Origin of the sequence: Methylobrevis pamukkalensis, assembly GCF_001720135.1 — a bacterium.
GTDB lineage: Bacteria > Pseudomonadota > Alphaproteobacteria > Rhizobiales > Pleomorphomonadaceae > Methylobrevis > Methylobrevis pamukkalensis.
The window spans coordinates 1-16,908 of record NZ_MCRJ01000037.1; the positions used below are offsets into that span (position 1 = coordinate 1).

General features: G+C 68.9%; 12 protein-coding genes and 3 pseudogenes. 8 read left to right on the forward strand and 7 right to left on the reverse strand.

Annotation, left to right across the window (positions count from 1 at the left end; all coding sequences use genetic code 11):
• Both A6302_RS22830 and A6302_RS08045 read left to right on the forward strand, forming a co-directional pair.
• Positions 1-523, forward strand: a 523-nt coding sequence (locus tag A6302_RS22830; protein ID WP_210183290.1) for a hypothetical protein, incomplete at its 5' end; no start/stop codon positions are given.
• A gap of 275 nt (positions 524-798) precedes the next feature.
• Positions 799-1,473, forward strand: coding sequence for a DsbA family oxidoreductase (locus A6302_RS08045; RefSeq protein ID WP_069306608.1), 675 nt, complete (start codon positions 799-801; stop codon positions 1,471-1,473).
• A 15-nt stretch (positions 1,474-1,488) separates the two neighbouring features.
• Here A6302_RS08045 and mfd read toward each other — a convergent pair.
• Both mfd and A6302_RS08055 read right to left on the reverse strand, forming a co-directional pair.
• Positions 1,489-4,978 (reverse strand): annotated as a pseudogene (gene mfd, locus A6302_RS08050) (transcription-repair coupling factor).
• A gap of 63 nt (positions 4,979-5,041) precedes the next feature.
• Positions 5,042-5,359: an FAD assembly factor SdhE gene (locus tag A6302_RS08055; protein WP_069306609.1), complete on the reverse strand. Its 318-nt coding sequence runs from the start codon at positions 5,357-5,359 to the stop codon at positions 5,042-5,044.
• A gap of 258 nt (positions 5,360-5,617) precedes the next feature.
• On the opposite strand from A6302_RS08055, the gene A6302_RS08060 reads away from it, so the two are divergent.
• From A6302_RS08060 to A6302_RS08080, 5 genes are all read left to right on the forward strand, one after another.
• Positions 5,618-6,088: a hypothetical protein gene (locus A6302_RS08060; protein ID WP_083255616.1), complete on the forward strand. Its 471-nt coding sequence runs from the start codon at positions 5,618-5,620 to the stop codon at positions 6,086-6,088.
• Between the two features lie 14 nt (positions 6,089-6,102).
• Positions 6,103-7,056, forward strand: a complete 954-nt coding sequence (gene exbB, locus A6302_RS08065) for a tonB-system energizer ExbB (RefSeq protein ID WP_069306610.1) — start codon at positions 6,103-6,105, stop codon at positions 7,054-7,056.
• A gap of 12 nt (positions 7,057-7,068) precedes the next feature.
• Positions 7,069-7,509: a TonB system transport protein ExbD gene (exbD, locus tag A6302_RS08070; protein WP_069306611.1), complete on the forward strand. Its 441-nt coding sequence runs from the start codon at positions 7,069-7,071 to the stop codon at positions 7,507-7,509.
• 2 nt (positions 7,510-7,511) lie between these two features.
• The gene (locus tag A6302_RS08075) at positions 7,512-8,567 is read left to right on the forward strand and encodes an energy transducer TonB (protein WP_069306612.1); all 1,056 of its coding nucleotides are present in this window, start codon (positions 7,512-7,514) and stop codon (positions 8,565-8,567) included.
• Positions 8,568-8,657: 90 nt separating this feature from the next.
• The gene (locus tag A6302_RS08080; protein WP_069306613.1) at positions 8,658-10,436 is read left to right on the forward strand and encodes a sensor domain-containing diguanylate cyclase; all 1,779 of its coding nucleotides are present in this window, start codon (positions 8,658-8,660) and stop codon (positions 10,434-10,436) included.
• A 6-nt stretch (positions 10,437-10,442) separates the two neighbouring features.
• Here A6302_RS08080 and A6302_RS08085 read toward each other — a convergent pair whose 3' ends face one another.
• The 3 genes and pseudogenes from A6302_RS08085 to pabB all read right to left on the reverse strand — a co-directional run bounded on the left by A6302_RS08085 (position 10,443) and on the right by pabB (position 13,267).
• Positions 10,443-11,303 carry an aminotransferase class IV gene (locus tag A6302_RS08085; protein WP_069306614.1) on the reverse strand — a complete coding sequence of 287 codons (861 nt, stop codon included), beginning with the start codon at positions 11,301-11,303 and terminating at the stop codon, positions 10,443-10,445.
• Positions 11,300-11,883, reverse strand: a pseudogene (locus tag A6302_RS08090) (anthranilate synthase component II). The gene A6302_RS08085 and the pseudogene A6302_RS08090 overlap by 4 nt, the downstream one beginning before the upstream one ends.
• Positions 11,880-13,267 (reverse strand): annotated as a pseudogene (gene pabB / locus A6302_RS08095) (aminodeoxychorismate synthase component I). Before pabB ends, A6302_RS08090 begins: the two co-directional pseudogenes overlap by 4 nt.
• Positions 13,268-13,503: 236 nt before the next feature.
• On the opposite strand from pabB, the gene rimO reads away from it, so the two are divergent.
• Entirely contained in the window at positions 13,504-14,862 is a 1,359-nt protein-coding gene (gene rimO / locus A6302_RS08100; protein WP_069306623.1) for a 30S ribosomal protein S12 methylthiotransferase RimO, read from the forward strand.
• A 198-nt stretch (positions 14,863-15,060) separates the two neighbouring features.
• Here the strand turns inward: rimO and A6302_RS08105 are convergent, their stop codons facing one another.
• On the reverse strand, positions 15,061-15,456 hold the full coding sequence (locus tag A6302_RS08105; protein ID WP_069306615.1) for a TetR/AcrR family transcriptional regulator: 396 nt from the start codon (positions 15,454-15,456) through the stop codon (positions 15,061-15,063).
• A 273-nt stretch (positions 15,457-15,729) separates the two neighbouring features.
• A complete protein-coding gene (locus tag A6302_RS08110) occupies positions 15,730-16,593 on the reverse strand; it encodes a DUF2459 domain-containing protein (protein WP_083255617.1) in 864 nt (287 codons plus the stop codon).
• Between the last annotated feature and the right edge of the window lie 315 nt (positions 16,594-16,908).

Genomic DNA, 16,908 nt, shown 5'->3' on the forward strand with positions numbered 1-16,908 from the left:
GCGGATGCGCGCCGGTGACCGGAGGCCGTCGGCCACCTCGGGCGAGATCGTGCTGTCCGGCGCGATCGTGCCGGACGCCCCGTGGCCCGAGACGGCCGCCGGCGGGTCCGGCCGGGTGCTCGCCGTCAACGCCGAGGGACTGCTGCGCACCGGCCTGTACGGAACGCTGATGGCCGACGGAAGCGGCATCCGGCCGGCCGGCACCGTGAGCGAGACCGTCACGGTCGCGGGCGAGATCTTCGACCTCGCCGCGCTCGACGCGCTGTTTGCCCGGATTCCAGGTGTCGCCGACGCTGCGGCCTTCGTGGTGGCCGACGAGCTGCTCGGCAGCCGTATCGGGCTTTCCTTCGTGCCGGATGGCAGCCTCGACGTGACAGCGGCATCCGTCGCGGCCTTCCTCGCCGGCGAGGGCGTCGGCATCCTCGAACGTCCCGCCATGCTTGTCCCGGTGGACTCGCTGCGCCGCGGCCAGGACGGGCGCGTGCTTCGCCCGATCGAGACGAAGACCTCCGCCGCCGCCTGAGATCCTGACACGGGCGATCACGAAATCGTGATCGCGCATATCCGGCTGATTTCGTAACGGATCTCCGGCCGAGGCCGTGGTCGCGGCCACGTGCCTGCTTTTCGTCGCTTGGCCGCTATCATATCGCCATCGAAATGCCGGAAGATCGCGGCCCTGTTGCGTCGGCATGATGGCAGCGCAGCGTGTTTTCCGTTTCGATTCAACAAGGCTCACACCGGCCGCCGATTGTGACGACCCGCGGCGGTCCGGTTCTGCATTTCCCAGGAGACGGCTCCATGACTGCTGCGCCCTACCGCCCGAGCCTGTCGGTCGACGTCTTCCTGGACGTGATCTGCCCTTGGTGCTTCGTGGGAAAGCGGCATCTCGATGCGGCGATCGACATGATTCCTGACATCGACATTGCCGTGCGCTGGCGGGCCTTCCAGCTCGATCCCACCATTCCGAAAGAGGGCAAGGACCGCCGCGCCTACATGCTGGACAAGTTCCGCGATCCCGCCCGGATCGACGAGATCCACGGCAAGCTGACCGACATCGGCATGGCGATCGACATTCCCTTCGCCTTCGACCGGATCGCCATCACGCCGAACACGCTCGACAGCCATCGCCTGATCCGCTGGGCGGGCGCGGAGGATCTCGGGACCGCGGCGGTCGAGGGGCTCTGCTCGGCCTTCTTCTGCGAGGGCCGCGATCTCACCGACGAGGCGACGCTGGCGGCGATCGCCGACGAGATCGGGCTCGATGGCGACGAGATCCGCGACCGGCTCGCCACCGACATCGACCTCGAGATCATCCGCGCCGAGATCGACTACGCCGGCCGGATCGGCATCACCGGTGTGCCCTGCTACGTGATGGGTGGCCGCTACGCGATTTCCGGCGCCCAGCCGCCGGAGATGATGGCCGACGCCTTCCGCCGCGTCGCGGCCGAACTGTCGACGCGAGCGGCAGAGTAGCCCGAACAGGCGGCCTTACGCCGCCTTCGGCTTGCCCTCGTCGACCATCCGCACCAGCTTGACCAGCACCGCCGCCGTGCCCTTGAGCCGCTGCTCGGGCGTCGGCCAGTCGCGCGAGAGAACGACCTTGTGGTCGGGCCGGATCTTCGCCAGCACGCCCTGCTCGCCGATGTAACGCACCAGCGCCGCCGGATTGGAGAAGGTGCCGCCGCGGAAGGCTATGACCACGCCCTTCGGGCCGGCATCGACCTTCTCCACGTTGGCGCGGCGGCAGAAGGCCTTGATCATCACGATCTTGAGCAGATGCTCCACCTCCTCCGGCAGCGGGCCGAAGCGGTCGATCATCTCGGCGCCGAAGCCGTCGATCTCGCCCGGCTCGTCGAGATCGGCGAGGCGGCGGTAGAGGTCGAGGCGCAGCTGGAGATCCGGCACGTAGTGGTCCGGGATCATCACCGGCGTGCCGACCGTGATCGTCGGCGACCACTGGTCGTCGGTGAGGCTGTCGTCGCCGGTCTTGAGCGAGGCCACCGCCTCCTCCAGCATCTGCTGGTAGAGCTCGTAGCCGACCTCCTTGATATGCCCGGACTGTTCCTCGCCGACGAGATTGCCGGCACCGCGCAGGTCGAGATCGTGGCTGGCGAGCTGGAAGCCGGCGCCGAGGGTGTCGAGCGACTGCAGCACCCGCAGGCGCCGCTCGGCGGTGCCGGTCAGCTTGCGCTCGGCCGGCGTCGTGAAGATCGCATAGGCGCGGGTCTGGAGCGGCCGACGCGGCCCTTCAGCTGGTAGAGCTGGGCAAGGCCGAACATGTCGGCGCGGTAGATGATCAGCGTGTTGGCGGTCGGGATGTCGAGGCCGGATTCGACGATCGTCGTGGAGAGCAGCACGTCGAAGCGGCCTTCGTAGAAAGCATTCATGATGTCTTCGAGCTCGGTCGCCGCCATCTGGCCGTGCGCGACCGCAACGCGCACCTCCGGAACGGTCCGCTCGAGGAAGTCCTTCTGGTCGGCAAGGTCGGAGACACGCGGGCAGACGTAGAAGGCCTGGCCGCCGCGGTATTTCTCGCGCAGCAGCGCCTCGCGAATGACGAGCGCGTCAAAGGGCGTCACGAAGGTGCGCACCGCCAGCCGGTCGACCGGCGGCGTCGCGATCAGCGACAGTTCGCGCACGCCGGTCAGCGCCAGCTGCAGCGTGCGCGGAATCGGCGTCGCCGACAGCGTCAGCACGTGGACGTCCGACTTCAGCTCCTTCAGCCGCTCCTTGTGCTTCACGCCGAAATGCTGCTCCTCGTCGATGATCAGCAGGCCGAGGTCCCGGAACTCGATGCCTTTGGCGAGCAGCGCATGGGTGCCGACGACGATGTCGACCGTGCCGTCCTTGAGGCCTTCGCGGGTCCGGGCGAGATCCTTGGCCGTGACGAGGCGCGAGGCCTGCTCGACCCGCACCGGCAACCCGCGGAACCGCTCGGAAAAAGTCCGGAAATGCTGGCGCGAAAGCAGGGTCGTCGGCACCACGACCGCCACCTGCTTGCCCGACAGCGCCGCGACGAAGGCCGCACGCAGGGCAACCTCGGTCTTGCCGAAGCCGACGTCGCCGCAGACGAGCCGGTCCATCGGACGGCCGGACTGGAGATCCTCGACGATCGCCTCGATGGCGGAGAGCTGGTCCTCGGTCTCGTCATAGGGGAAGCGCGCCGCGAATTCGCCCCAGACGCCGTCCGTCGGGGTCAGGACCGGCGCCGTCTTCAGGAGCCGGGCGGCTGCGGTCTTGATCAGTTCACCCGCGATCTCGCGGATGCGCTTCTTCATCTTGGCCTTGCGGGCCTGCCAGGCGCCGCCGCCGAGCTTGTCGAGCGAGACTTCCTGTTCCTCGGAGCCGAAACGGGTCAGAAGGTCGATGTTCTCGACCGGCAGGAACAGCTTGTCGCCGCCTGCGTAGACGATCTCCAGGCAGTCGTGCGGCGCGCCCGCCGCCTCGATGGTCCGCAGGCCGACGAAGCGACCGATGCCGTGGTCGACATGGACGACGAGATCGCCTTCCGAGAGGCTCGCCACCTCGGTCAGCGCGTTCTTGGCCTTCTTGCGCCGCGCACCGCGCACCAGGCGTCGCCGAGCACGTCCTGCTCGCCGACAATGACGATCCGGTCGGTCTCGAAGCCGGTCTCCAGACCAAGGACGACGAGGCCGAGGATGTGGGTCGGCAGCGCCAGCGCCGCCTCCAGCGTCTCCACCCGCTCGGCCTTCTGCACGCCGTGGTCGGCCAGCACCTGTGCCAGCCGGTCGCGCGACCCCTCGGTCCAGCAGGCCAGCAGCACGCGCTTGCCGCGTTCGCGGACCTCGCGGAAATGCGTGACCAGCGCGTCGAAGACGTTGACGTCGCCGCCGGCCCGTTCGGCTGCAAAGCTGCGGCCCTGCTTGCCGCCGAAATCGACGATCTTGCGGCCCGCGTCGGGCACCGAGAAGGGCGTGAGGCGGACGACATCGCGCGAGGCGAGCGCCGCGGCAATCTCGCCGGGCGCGAGATAGAGGCTGGTCGGCTCGACCGGCTTGTAGGGCGCGCCGCCGGTGTTGCCGATCTTCAGCGCCTCGGCGCGGGCCTCGAAATGGTCGCGCACCGTCTTCAGGCGCTCGTCGATGGATTCGTCGGCCAGCGGATCGAGCACCAGCGGGGCATCGCCGCAATAGTGGAACAGCGTCTCCAGTCCGTCGTGGAACAGCGGCAGCCAGTGTTCGACACCGGCATAACGCCGCCCCTCGCTGATCGATTCGTAGAGCGGGTCGTCGCGGGTCGCGCCGCCGAAGAGCGACAGATAGTTCTGGCGAAACCGCTTGATCGTGGCCGGCGTCAGCACGACCTCGCTCATCGGCACCAGGTCGAGACGCCGCAGCTGGCCGACGGAGCGCTGGGTTTCCGGATCAAAGCTGCGGATTGAATCCAGCGTGTCGCCGAAGAAGTCGAGGCGCACCGGCAGGTCGGTGCCGGGGGCGAACAGGTCGACGATGCCGCCGCGCACGGCGTATTCGCCGGTGTCGCGCACGGTCGAGACGCGGGAAAAGCCGTTGTCCTCCAGCCAGCCGGTCAGCGCCGCCATGTCGACCCGGTTGCCCTGCGCCGCGCCCCAGATCTGCGCGCCGACGACGGCATGCGGCACCACGCGCTGGACCAGCGCGTTGGCGGTCGTCAGCAGCACGAAGCCCGGGCCCTCGGTCGGGCGCACGAGGCGCGACAGCGTGGTCATGCGCCGGGCGACGACGGCCGGCGTCGGCGAGACGCGGTCGTAGGGCAGGCAGTCCCAGGCCGGAAATTCCAGCGTGGCGAGGCCGGGCGCGGCAAAGCCGAGCGCGCGCTCGGCCTGCGCCAGCCGCTGGCCGTCACGCGCGACGAAGACGGCGCGCAGCCCCTCGCCCGATCCGGTGATCCGGGCAAGCGCCAGCGCCTCGGCGCCATCCGGCACGTTCGACAGCGTGAACTCGCGGAATTCGTCGAAGACGGAGCGGTAGTCGGTCACGGGTGAAACTCGTTTTCGGGCGAAGCGGGTTCGCTTTTGGCGGTGCTGGAGTCTGGCCGGAGGTCAGTCGAGCGCCAGAGGATTGGCCCTGTGGAAGGAGATGATGCGCGCGAGCGTCGGTCCGTCATGCTCGGGCGGGGGCGGCTCGCGGCCGATGATCCAGGCGAAGAGCAGCTTGTCCTCCACCTCCATCAGCTCCTCGAGCCGGTCGAGATCGGCCTCGGGCAGATCGCCGATCGCAGAGTCGACGAAGCGGCCGAGCAGCAGGTCCATCTCCCGCGTGCCACGGTGCCAGGAATGATAGAGGATGCGCCGGCGTCGCGGCGACAGGTCCTCGGCGTCCGGGAAAGTCCGCTCATCTTCGCACGCCCTCGCGTTCATGGCCGCCCGGACGGGCGTTGTCCGGCGCTATTTAGGGCAAAGCGGCCGGCTGTGTATACCGCCATCGCCCGGAATTCCGGGACCCTGCCCTGCAATTTCCCTTCCAAGCGGGCTCGTATCGGCAGTCGGGCCGATGCAAACTTGAACTCCATACTCAGAATATGTAGAACGCCAGAAGCTTCAACGTCGTCCGCGATCCGCGCGGCCGACGCCAGACCGCTTGCCCAGGCGCTTCAGCAACGAGGGATCCGCATCGTCGTGACCGTCATCCGCAAGTCCCTTCGCCCGTCCGTCCGCCGGCTCAGTCCGGCGCGCGCGATGATTGCCGCCGCGGCGGTGTGTGCCCTCGCCTCGCCGGCCCTGTCTCAAACAGCGGAGGCCGACGCGCCGATCACGGTGGAGCTCAACAAGCTCGCCCCCAACGGCGAGAGCTGCCAGGCGACGATCGTGGTGCGCAACGGCGGCGGTCCGCTGTCCAGCCTCAAGACCGATCTGGTCATGTTCGCGCCCGACGGCATCGTCGCCCGGCGTATCGCCGTGGAACTCGGGCCGCTCGCCCGCAACAAGACCTTCGTCAAGGCCTTCGACATTCCTGGCACCGGTTGCGACCGCATCGGCCGCATCCTGCTCAACGACGTGATCGCCTGCGCGGATGCCGACGGCGCCGCCCTCGCCTGCCTCGACCGGGTCGAGCCGACCTCGCTGTCGGCCGTCACCTTCGACAAGTAAAAGGTCCAGATCCGATGTTCACGCGTCTGCCGATCGTCGTGGTCGTCCTCGCCCTCATGGCCGTCGCCGGAAGCAACGCCGGCGCGCAGGAGACCGCGCCGTCGCCCGCGGACCTGCCGCAGGCGACCGAGCCCGCCGCGCCGCCTTCCAGCGAGGCTCCGGCCCTCGAAGGTCCGGCCGCTGAGGCTCAGGCTCCCGAGGCACCCGTTGCGCTTCCCGGGATGGACGTTGCCCCAGACGCCGCTCCCGCCGAAGCCGAACCGGCCAACGCCCTGCTGCCACATGATCTGTCCCCCTGGGGAATGTTCATGCAGGCCGACATCGTCGTCAAAGCCGTGATGGTCGGCCTCGCCTTCGCCTCGGTGATCACCTGGACGATCTTTCTGGCCAAGCTGCTCGAACTCTCTGTCGCCCGCCGTGCGGCGGCGCGCGGACTGAAGGGCCTTCTTGCCTCGCGCTCGCTGAGCGAAAGCGGCGAGAACGCGGGCTTCCTGCGCGGCGACGTGGCCGGTTTCGTCCGTGCCGCGATCGGCGAGATGCGGATGTCGCAGAACGGCGGCTCGGAAGCCGGCATCAAGGAGCGCGTCGCGATCCGCCTGGAGCGGATGGAGATCGCCGCCGGCCGGCGGATGATGCGTGGCACCGGCCTGCTGGCCACCATCGGCTCCACCGCCCCCTTCGTCGGCCTGTTCGGCACGGTCTGGGGCATCATGAACAGCTTCATCGGCATCAGCCAGGCGCAGACGACCAATCTCGCCGTGGTGGCGCCCGGTATCGCAGAAGCCCTGCTCGCCACCGCGATCGGCCTCGTCGCGGCCATTCCGGCCGTGGTGATCTACAACGTCTTTGCTCGCGCCATCGGCGGCTATCGCCAGCTTCTCGCCGACTCCGGCGCCGAGATCCGCCGCCTCGTCTCGCGCGAGCTCGACTTCGGCCAGATGCCGCGCCGCGCCCGCGCGGCCGAATAACGGGGACCGACGATGGCAGCCCGCCTCGACGACGGTGACGATCTCACCGAAACCCACGAGATCAACGTCACGCCCTTCATCGACGTGATCCTCGTGCTCCTGATCATCTTCATGGTGGCGGCCCCGCTCGCCACCGTGGACGTGCAGGTCGATCTGCCCAAATCGACGGCTGCCGTGCAGCCGCGCCCCGAAAAGCCGCTGTTCCTGACCGTGCGCGAGGACCTGTCGCTGGCGATCGGCGACGATCCGGTCACGCGCGACGGGCTGGCCGCGGCGATCAACGCCTTCACGAGCGGCGACAAGGAGCAGCGCGTGTTCCTGCGCGCCGACAAGGTGGTGCAATACGGCGATCTCACCGAGGTGATGAACGCGCTGCGTGCCGCCGGCTACCTGAAGATCGCCCTCGTCGGCCTCGAGACCGCGCCCGGCAACGGCACGGAGGCGATCCCGTGACGATGGCGGCGGACGCCCCCGGTTTCGGCAACGGATCTGGCGTCGGCTCCGGCCTGCTCTGGGGCACCTGCCTGCTGGCCGCACTCGTCGTCCATGGCGCGGTGGTCGTCGCCCTCACCCGCGAGGACGAGGTCGCGAACGGTTTTGTCGCGCCGCCAGCCGCGATCATGATCGACCTGCCGCCCGATCTCGCCCTGCCGCCAGCCGACAGCGTCGCGTCGGTCGCGGCCGAGGAGGTGGAGGCGGACGCTCCGGAGGATGCCGCCGCCGCGCCGGAGCCCGTGGAGGCAGAGCCGGTGGAAGAGACGGCCGAGGCGCAGGCCATCGAGATTCCCGATGCTGCCGAAAGCACCGAGATCACCGACGTGGCTCCCGCCGAAATGGCCGAGGCCGTGCCGGACCAGCCGGACGAGGTCGTCGCGACGCCGTTCGAGCTGACGGAGGTCGATCCGTCGGTTCCCGCCGAGGTCGAGGTCCAGGCAGCTGCGCAGGCAACGCCGGAGGCGATTGCCGAAGCCGTGCCCGAGGCCGTGGCCGAAGCCGTGCCCGAGACGGCCCCCGCCGAGACGGCCGCTATGGAAGTCCTCACCGTCACCCCGCGCGTCAAGCCCGATCCGCCGCGGCGCGTGGAACCCGTCCGCGAGCGCGTGAAGGTCGCGGAAAGGCGTCAGGCACCGCCGAAGAAGACCGAAGCGGCCAGTGCGAAGCCGAAGGTGGTCGCCTCATCCCGGGCGCAGCCAGCCAGCCAGGCCGCCTCCGGTGCCAGCGTCGACCGCAAGGCCATCCAGCGCAGCTATGGCGGCCGGGTGCGGGCGGCTGTCGCGCGGCAGGCGCAGCGGATGAAGTCCCGCGACAAGCCCGGCCTTGCCTATGTCACCTTCACCATCGCGGCAAACGGCAGTTATTCGGGTGTCCGCATCTCGCGGTCGTCCGGGATACCGAAGGTCGACGAGGCGGTGCTGGCCGCCGTGCGCCGGGTCGGTGAGTTTCCGCCGATACCCGCAGAGATCGGCAGAAGCAGCATGCCTGTGACCATTCCGGTCGAGATCAAGCGCTAGCTGCCTTTGTCATACCGCACCGCAATCAAAACTCCTTAACGGCTTTCGGCTAGCCTAACCGTCGGTATCAGGCGGCAGGGGGTTTTCCGAATGTTGGGGACGGCGATCCGTCATGCGGGCACGTCGGCGATCATTTTCGCCGTGCTGGCCGCATTCGGTATCGCCGTGTCCCGCGAGGCCGGCAACGTCGCGATCTTCTGGCCGGCAAACGGCGCGATCGTCGTGCTCACCGCCTTCGCGGACCGGCGCGCCCTCCTGCCGATCCTCACCGGCGCCGCCCTCGCCAACCTCGCTGTCCAGCTCGCCTACGGGGACGGTCTTGCCTTCAGCCTCGGCCTCGTTCTCGCCAACGGCGTCGAGATCGCGATCTGCGCGCTGCTGGTCCGGATCGTCCGGCGCAACGGGCCGCCGCACGGGCTGGAGGACATCGCGAAAGTGATCGGGGCGCTGGTGGCCGGCGTTGTTCCCGCTGCGCTGCTGGGCGGCTCAATCGTCGCGGTCACCTTCGGCAAGCCCGCCGCCAGTTGCATGCTGACGTGGTTCATGTCGGATCTGGCAAGCGCGCTCGTCGTGGTACCGCCGTTCCTGACCGCGAGCCGCCGCAACTGGGATGATCTCCGCCACCGTCTCGCCAGCCGCGACCTCGTTCTGCTGCGCGACGTGGCGATCCTGGTCCTGCTTGCCGCGCTTGCCGTTCTGGCCCTGCCCCTGCACGACCTGCAGGTGGTGTCGCTGTTCGCACTGCCTCTGCTCTGGAGCGCCATCCGCTTCGGCGTGTTTCCGACGGCCGCGATCAGTTCCTTCACGGCCCTTGCCGTCATCTGGCTGATCCACGCCGGCCGGATCGACGTGATGCTCGGGGACTCCCTTGCCGAAGAGGTGCTGTTCGCCAAGACCGCCCTGGTGCTGATCGCCCTGCCGCCGCTGTTCGTTGCCGCCGCCATCGAGAACACGGCGGCGGTCAACCGTCTGCTCGCCGAGAAGGAGCGCAAGCTGTCGCTGGTGCTGGACAGCCTGCGGGAAGGATTGTGGGACTGGAACATCGCCACCGGCGAGGTCGCCTTCTCCGAGCGATGGCTGGAGATCGTCGGCTACCAGCCCGGCGAACTGCCGGGCCACGTGACGACGTGGCACCTGATCGGCGAGCCCAGCGACCAGGCGCGGATCCAGATCCTGCTCCAGGAGCATTTCGCCGGAAACACCACCTACTACGAAGCAGAGCAGCGGCTGCGCCACAAGGACGGCCACTGGATCTGGGTGCTCGACCGCGGCATGGTGGTCGAACGCGACCGCGACGGCCGCCCGCTGCGCGCGGTCGGCACCATCTCCGACATTCGCGGCCGCAAGGCCGAGGAGGCCGAACTGCGGCGGCGCGCCCATCAGGACATGCTCACCGGCATCGGCAACCGCGCCCATCTGGAAGAGATGTTCGCGCGCCGCCTCATGTCGGGCGATCGCGGCTTCTCGCTGCTGCTGATCGATCTCGACCGGTTCAAGCCGGTCAACGACAACCATGGCCACGACGCCGGCGACCACGCGCTGAAGGTGACCGCCGAGCGCATCCGCGCCTGCCTGCGTCCGACCGATGTCGTCGCGCGGATCGGCGGCGACGAGTTTGCCGCGCTGGTCGAAACGCCGCCGTCCGGAAACCTTTCGGGGATCGCGAGCCGGCTCGCCACGGCCATCGGCGATGAGATCGCCTATGGCGAGACGAAGATCCGCATCGGCGCCAGCATCGGCTATGCCAGCGTCGAGGACGTGGGCACATCCTTTGCCGAGATCTACAAGGCCGCCGACGAGCGGCTCTACATGATCAAGCGCCGCGAGGACCCCGCCTCGGCCGGCAGCCGGTCGTTGGCGCCGACCTGAGCGGTCCTACTGCATCCGGGTTTCCGGCAGGCCGCGCTCGACCTCGAACTCCAGCAGCCCGCGAAAGAGATCGAGGACACGCACGGCAACGGCCGGCTCTCGCGGCAGGTCCACGCCGTCGATCGCCGTCACCGGCTGCACGAAGCGCACGGAGTTGGTGAGGAAGATCTCCTCGGCCCGGGCGATGTCCATCACGCCGAGCGAGCGCTCGACCACGTCGAGACCGGCACGCGCGGCGATCGACATCAGGCGGCCGCGCATCACGCCGGGCAGCACGCCGTCGGACACCGGCGGGGTCGCGATCTCGCCCTTGCGCACCACGAACAGGTTCGCCGCGCTGGTGCAGACCGGGCGGCCGGCGGTGTTGAGGATCAGCGCGTCGTCGGCGCCCGCCGCCTTCGCCTCGGCAATCGCCAGCACATTGTCCATGTAGGCCAGCGATTTCACCCGCGAGAGCGGCGAATGCTCGTTGCGGCGCACGCCGGCGGTCTGCAGGCTCACCTTGCGGAACACGAGCGACGGGTCGAAGGGCGCGACGGTGGCGAGCACGGTAGGCACCGGCTCGGCGGGCGGGGCCAGCCCGCGCGGGCCGGCGCCGCGCGTCACGGTCAGCCGGATCACGCCGCCGGACGGGGGCGCGAAGCGGGCGACGGCCTGCATGCCTTCTTCCGCGAGATCCAGCGGCGCCTCGAAGCCGAGCAGGCGCGCGCCGGTGCCGAGGCGCGCGAGATGTTCGGCAAGGCAGAAGATCCGCCCGTCGAACACCACCGCGGTCTCGAACAGGCCGTCGGCGAGCAGCAGGCCGCGGTCCGCGACATTCCACTGAACGGTCGGTCCCTCGTGGAACGTGCCGTCGAGCCAGATCATCGCCTGCCGTGCTCGGCCGTGACGCTGAGGAAGTTGGCAAGCATGGCGTGGCCGCTTTCGGTGAGGATCGATTCGGGATGAAACTGTACCCCGTAGGTCGGGTGCTCGCGATGCTGCAGGGCCATGATCTCGCCGTCCTCGGACCGCGCGGTGATCCGCAGCGGGCCGGCGGGATCGACATCCTCGACGATCAGCGAATGATAGCGGCCGACCCGCAGCGGGTTCGGCAGGCCGTCGAACAGGCCGTCGTCGTCATGGGTCACCATCGAGGCGCGGCCGTGCATCGGGTGCTGCGCCCGCACCACGCGGGCGCGAACACCTCGCCGATGCACTGGTGGCCAAGGCAGATGCCGAGGATCGGCACCCGGCCGGAGAGGCTTTCCAGCACCGGCGAGGAGATGCCGGCTTCCGTCGGCGTGCAGGGGCCCGGCGACAGGACGATCGCGCGCGGGTCCATCGCCGCCACCTCGGCCACGCTGGCCGCATCGTTGCGGATCACCCGCGTCTCCTCGCCGAGCTCGCGGAAATAGCGGGCGACGTTGGCGACGAAGGAATCGTAGTTGTCGACGATGACGATCACGGCGCCGGATCCTCCGCAAAGGCGGCAAAGATCCGGGCGCCCTTGGTCAGCGTCTCGTCGAATTCGGCCGGCGGCTCGGACAGGGCGGTGATGCCGCCGCCGACGTTGAACGTGGCCTCGCCGTTGCGGAAGGTCACGGTGCGGATGGCGATGTTGGTGTCGGCGCTGCCGTCGAAGCTGAAATAGCCGATCGAGCCGCAGTAGACGCCCCGGCCACGGCCCTCGATCTCGGTGATGATCTCCATCGCCCGGATCTTTGGCGCGCCGGTGATCGACCCGCCGGGGAAGGACGCCCGCAAGAGGTCGGCGATGTCGGCGCCCTCTTCCAGAATGCCCGAGACCACCGACACGATGTGATGGAGCCCGGCGTAGCTTTCTAGGCCGCAGAGCGCGGGCACATGGACCGTGTGCGGCTGGCAGACCCGCGACAGGTCGTTGCGCAGCAGATCGACGATCATCACGTTCTCGGCGCGGTCTTTTTCCGAGGCGAGCAGCGCTTCGGCGATCCGCGCGTCCTCGGCGGGATCGGCGACCCGGCGGGCCGTGCCCTTGATCGGCCGCGTCTCGACCCGGCCGTCGTAGACCTGCAGGAACCGCTCCGGCGAGGCGGAGGCGACCACGAGGTCGCCGTAGTCGAGATAGGCGGCAAAGGTCGCGGCGTTGACCTGCCGCAGACGCAGATAGAAGGCGAAGGGATCGAAATCCTTCGGCAGACGCGCCGCATAGCGCTGGGAGATGTTGGCCTGGAAGATGTCGCCGGCGAGGATGTACTCGACCGTGCGGGCGAGCGCGGCCTCGTAGTCCGGCCGGGTGAAGTTGGACTGCCAGTCGAGCTTCGCCCGGTCGCGGCCCGGAACTCGCGGCGCGCGGTCGGCAAGATGGCGGCGGAATTCCTGCGCCCTTGCGATTGCGCGGTTGGCGCGAGCACGGTGCCGGTCTCGGGCCAGCCGGTGGAAAACAGCCAGCAGCGCTTCTCGCGATGGTCGAAGGCGATCACGACGTCATAGAAATGCAGCAGCAGCTCCGGCACGCCCTCCGCCTCGATCGCCGGATCGGGCAGGCGCTCGAGCCGGCGTCCGAAGTCATAGGAGACGAAGCCGGCGGCGCCGCCCTGGAACGGCGGCAGGCCGATCCGCTTCGGCTGGCGATAGAGCGCGAGCTTTTCCTTCAGCACCGTCAGGGCGTCACCGCCGACGGATTCGCCGTTCCAGAACACCGCGCCGCCCTTCGCCTCGAGCGTGGCAAACGGATCGGCGGCCAGGAAGGAAAAGCGTCCGAGCGTGGCATGGCTCATCGCGCTGTCGAGAAATGTGAGGTTCGGCAGGCCGGCGAGCCGAGACAGGGTTTCGGCCGGCGTCCTGACCTCGAGCTCGCTGACGTGCATCGTCGTGACGGGTCCGGGAGACAGTTGAGCAGGTGCGCAGCTATCACATGGCGCGCCGTCCGGTGTCGAGTGGCCGCAGCGGAATGGACGTTTGGACGCGGACGACGGGCTGAAACCCGCGCGCATGGCCGGTCTGCGCCGGCGCCGCGCGATTGCGCCGCAGCCTCCGGATCGGTTATGAGCATCGGCAAGCTCAGTTGCTGCCGGAATTGCCGGCCGCCGCCATGGAATCCCGGATGTCCAGCACCACCCAGCTCCCCGGAGCCCCGGCCCTGCCCGCCGGCCCGGCGCCCAAGATTTCCTTCGTCAGCCTCGGCTGCCCGAAGGCGCTCGTCGACAGCGAGCGGATCATCACGCACCTGCGCTCCGAAGGCTACGAGATCGGCCGCAAGCACGATGGCGCCGACGTGGTCATCGTCAACACCTGCGGCTTCCTCGACAGCGCCAAGGCCGAAAGCCTCGCCGCCATTGGCGACGCGATGAAGGAAAACGGCCGGGTGATCGTCACCGGCTGCATGGGCGCCGAGCCCGCGCAGATCCGCGAGGCCTTCCCGGACGTGCTCGCCATCACCGGTCCGCAGGCCTACGAGAGCGTGATGAGCGCCGTGCACGAGGCCGTGCCGCCGCAGCACGACCCCTTCGTCGATCTCGTGCCGCCGCAGGGCATCAAGCTGACCCCGCGCCACTACGCCTATCTGAAGATCTCCGAAGGCTGCAACAACCGCTGCTCCTTCTGCATCATCCCCAGCCTGCGCGGCGATCTCGTCTCGCGGCCGATCGCCGACGTTTTGCGCGAGGCCGAAAAACTGGTGAAGGCCGGGGTGAAGGAACTGCTGGTCATCAGCCAGGACACCTCCGCCTATGGCGTCGACCTGAAATACGCCCCGGGCGTGTGGCAGGACCGGGAGGTGCGGACGAAGTTCCTCGATCTCTCCCGCGAGCTCGGCGAGATGGGCGTGTGGGTCCGGCTCCACTACGTCTATCCCTATCCGCATGTGGACGAGGTCATCCCGCTGATGGCCGAAAGCAAGGTGCTGCCCTATCTCGACATTCCGTTCCAGCATGCCTCGCCGCAGGTGCTGAAGGCAATGCGCCGCCCGGCGCATCAGGAAAAGACCTTCGGCCGCATCCAGAAGTGGCGCGACGTCTGCCCCGACCTCGCGGTGCGCTCGACCTTCATCGTCGGCTTCCCCGGCGAGACGGAGGAGGATTTCGAACTGCTGCTCGACTTCCTGACGGAATCGAAGCTGGAGCGCGTCGGCTGCTTCAAATACGAGCCGGTCTCGGGTGCGCGGGCCAACGATCTCGGCCTGCCGGCCGTGCCCGAGGAGGTCAAGGAACGGCGCTGGCACCGCTTCATGGCCCACCAGCAGGCGATTTCCGAGAAGCTGCTGCGCCGCCGGGTCGGCAAGCGGCTGAAGGTCATCGTCGACGAGGCAAACGGCACCACCGCGCGCGGCCGCACCCAGTGGGACGCGCCGGAGATCGACGGCACCGTCCACCTCTCCTCGCGCCGGCCGATCCGCGCCGGCGAGTTCGTCACGGTGAAGATCGACCGCGCCGACGCCTACGACCTCCACGGCACGGTGGTCTGAGCGCAAGCGGCTCGGCGTTCAGCCCGCCGCGTCGCGCATCACCGCCCCGGTCACCAGCGTGCGCGCCATCCACCTGAGCCGCGCCTCGGCCTCGCTGGGCTTCAGCCCGAGCACGCAGGTCGAGAACCGCCGCGGGCGCGAGCGCGATCATCAGGCTGTCGAGCAGGAAACGGCGGATTTCCTCCGAAATCCGGCCCGTCAGCGGCTCCAGCACGGCCGCGCACCACCCGCGCCGACGGTCCCGATCGGCCGGCAATCCGGCGGCCTTTCCGGCGCCAAGGCGCGCCGGAACAGATCCTCGTCGGCCAGCACCGTCAGCGCGATCCGGCCGGCCAGACGCTCGGCCCGCTCGGCGGCGCTGCCCTCGGCCGGCACGGCAATGGCGCCGAGCCGGCGCGCCAGTGCATCCTCCATCGCCGCGGCGACGAGCTCCGTCGGATCCGAATAATAGCGATAGGCGGTCGCCCGCGAGATGTCGGCGCGGGCCGCCACGGCGGCGATCGTCGGCTCGTTCCCCGCGCCCAGTTCCTCCAGCATCGCATCGAACAGCGCCTGCCGCGTCCGGCGCCGCGAAGGGCTTTCGTCGTCGGTCATCGAAGGTCTCGCTTCATGGGGCACATCCTGCAGGCCGCCGTCAAAAACGCGCGTCGGACGGCCCCATCCTGAGGGCATCGCGCCAGCGATGCGTCTCGAAGGACGAGGCCGCCCCCGCCCTTCGAGACAGTCGCTTCGCGCCTTCCTCAGGGTCAGGGCGACGCAAAGCGGAGCCATTTCAGGCACCAGAATCAATAGTGCGACGCATATCTCATTTCAAGACAACTGTCTTATAAAGACGAGAAACCCTTGTGTTTTCAGTGTGACTTGAGGCTATTTCGTCTCTGCGTTCCAGCGCAGATCGGCCATCAGACCCAGCGACAGCGTGTCCAGCACCGGCAGGACCGCGATGCCGGCCGCGTTGAGCATGCGGCCGGTCCAGTGGTTGCAGTCGGACAGGAGGCTGTAGCTGCCGGTGGCGCGGTAGAAGGCGCTGTCGCCATAGAGGCCCTTGCCGAGATCGACCGGCGCACCGCCCGCGCCGCGGGCAAAGCTCTCCTCCAGCCGGGCGGCCAGCACGCGGAACCCCTGCTCGGAGAGATCGATCTCGGCGACGTCGCTCTTGTAGAAGGCCAGCTTCGGCGTCTGCGCGACGCCGGCCAGATGCAGCACGGTCGCCCGCTCGCCGGCAAACAGCGCCGCCAGCGCCATCGGCAGTTCCAGCGTTTCCACCGTCGGCACGTGGCGATAGAATTCCTCGTCGCCCCAGCCGATCTCGACCCAGCGATGCACCAGGAAGCGCTCGCTGACCTCGATCAGCGCCTGATGGCCGTCGGTATAGGCAAACTGGCGCAGGCGGTCGGTCGGCACGATCAGGCCGGCGTGATAGCCGTGATCGGCAACGGCGACGGTGATCGTCGCGGCGCCGTCACGCGGCGGATAGAGCAGCGGATTTCCGGGCCGGGCGGTGATCCAGGTGGCGCCGCCGGCGAGGACGACGACCACGGCCGTCACAAGACCGATCCGTTTGCCCCAGCGCAGCAGGCCGGCGAGGATCGCCCTGCCCTTCGTGCCGGTGGCGGCCAGCGCGGACATTGCTGCCTTCGGCTTGCGCGTGCGCGGCGCGGCCGGACCCCGGGGCTTCTTCGGCTTGGTGCCGCTCTTGCGGGTCGTCTTCACCGGCTGCTTCGTCATCATCGCCTCGCTCGCATCGGGGAAAAGCGAAGCATGATTCGGTGAATTTTTGCGATGCGGTGAGTTCGTGGGCTATCGGCGCGTCGGGAGGTTGCCGGAAGGCCGAGGCCCCCTCATCCGGCCGCTGCGCGGCCACCTTCTCCCCGCTGGGGAGAAGGGTAACCTGTGGCCGCGCCGAGGCCGATCTGGCGACACGCTGAGGCCATCCACCGACGACGGGGCAAGGCAGAGGCCCCGAGCTACCCTTCTCCCCAGCGGGGAGAAGGTGGCCCGAAGGGCCGGATGAGGGGGAAGCCGCACATCCGGACGTTGGCAGCC

Bases quoted from the DNA above. Each gene is read 5' to 3' on its own strand.
- A6302_RS08080 (WP_069306613.1), top strand. From the start codon at position 8,658: ATGTTGGGGACGGCGATCCGTCATGCGGGCACGTCGGCGATCATTTTC.
- A6302_RS08075 (WP_069306612.1), top strand. From the start codon at position 7,512: ATGGCGGCGGACGCCCCCGGTTTCGGCAACGGATCTGGCGTCGGCTCC.
- A6302_RS08085 (WP_069306614.1), bottom strand. From the start codon at position 11,303: ATGATCTGGCTCGACGGCACGTTCCACGAGGGACCGACCGTTCAGTGG.
- A6302_RS08105 (WP_069306615.1), bottom strand. From the start codon at position 15,456: ATGACCGACGACGAAAGCCCTTCGCGGCGCCGGACGCGGCAGGCGCTG.
- exbD (WP_069306611.1), top strand. From the start codon at position 7,069: ATGGCAGCCCGCCTCGACGACGGTGACGATCTCACCGAAACCCACGAG.
- exbB (WP_069306610.1), top strand. From the start codon at position 6,103: ATGTTCACGCGTCTGCCGATCGTCGTGGTCGTCCTCGCCCTCATGGCC.
- rimO (WP_069306623.1), top strand. From the start codon at position 13,504: ATGTCCAGCACCACCCAGCTCCCCGGAGCCCCGGCCCTGCCCGCCGGC.
- A6302_RS08055 (WP_069306609.1), bottom strand. From the start codon at position 5,359: ATGAACGCGAGGGCGTGCGAAGATGAGCGGACTTTCCCGGACGCCGAG.
- A6302_RS08110 (WP_083255617.1), bottom strand. From the start codon at position 16,593: ATGATGACGAAGCAGCCGGTGAAGACGACCCGCAAGAGCGGCACCAAG.
- A6302_RS08045 (WP_069306608.1), top strand. From the start codon at position 799: ATGACTGCTGCGCCCTACCGCCCGAGCCTGTCGGTCGACGTCTTCCTG.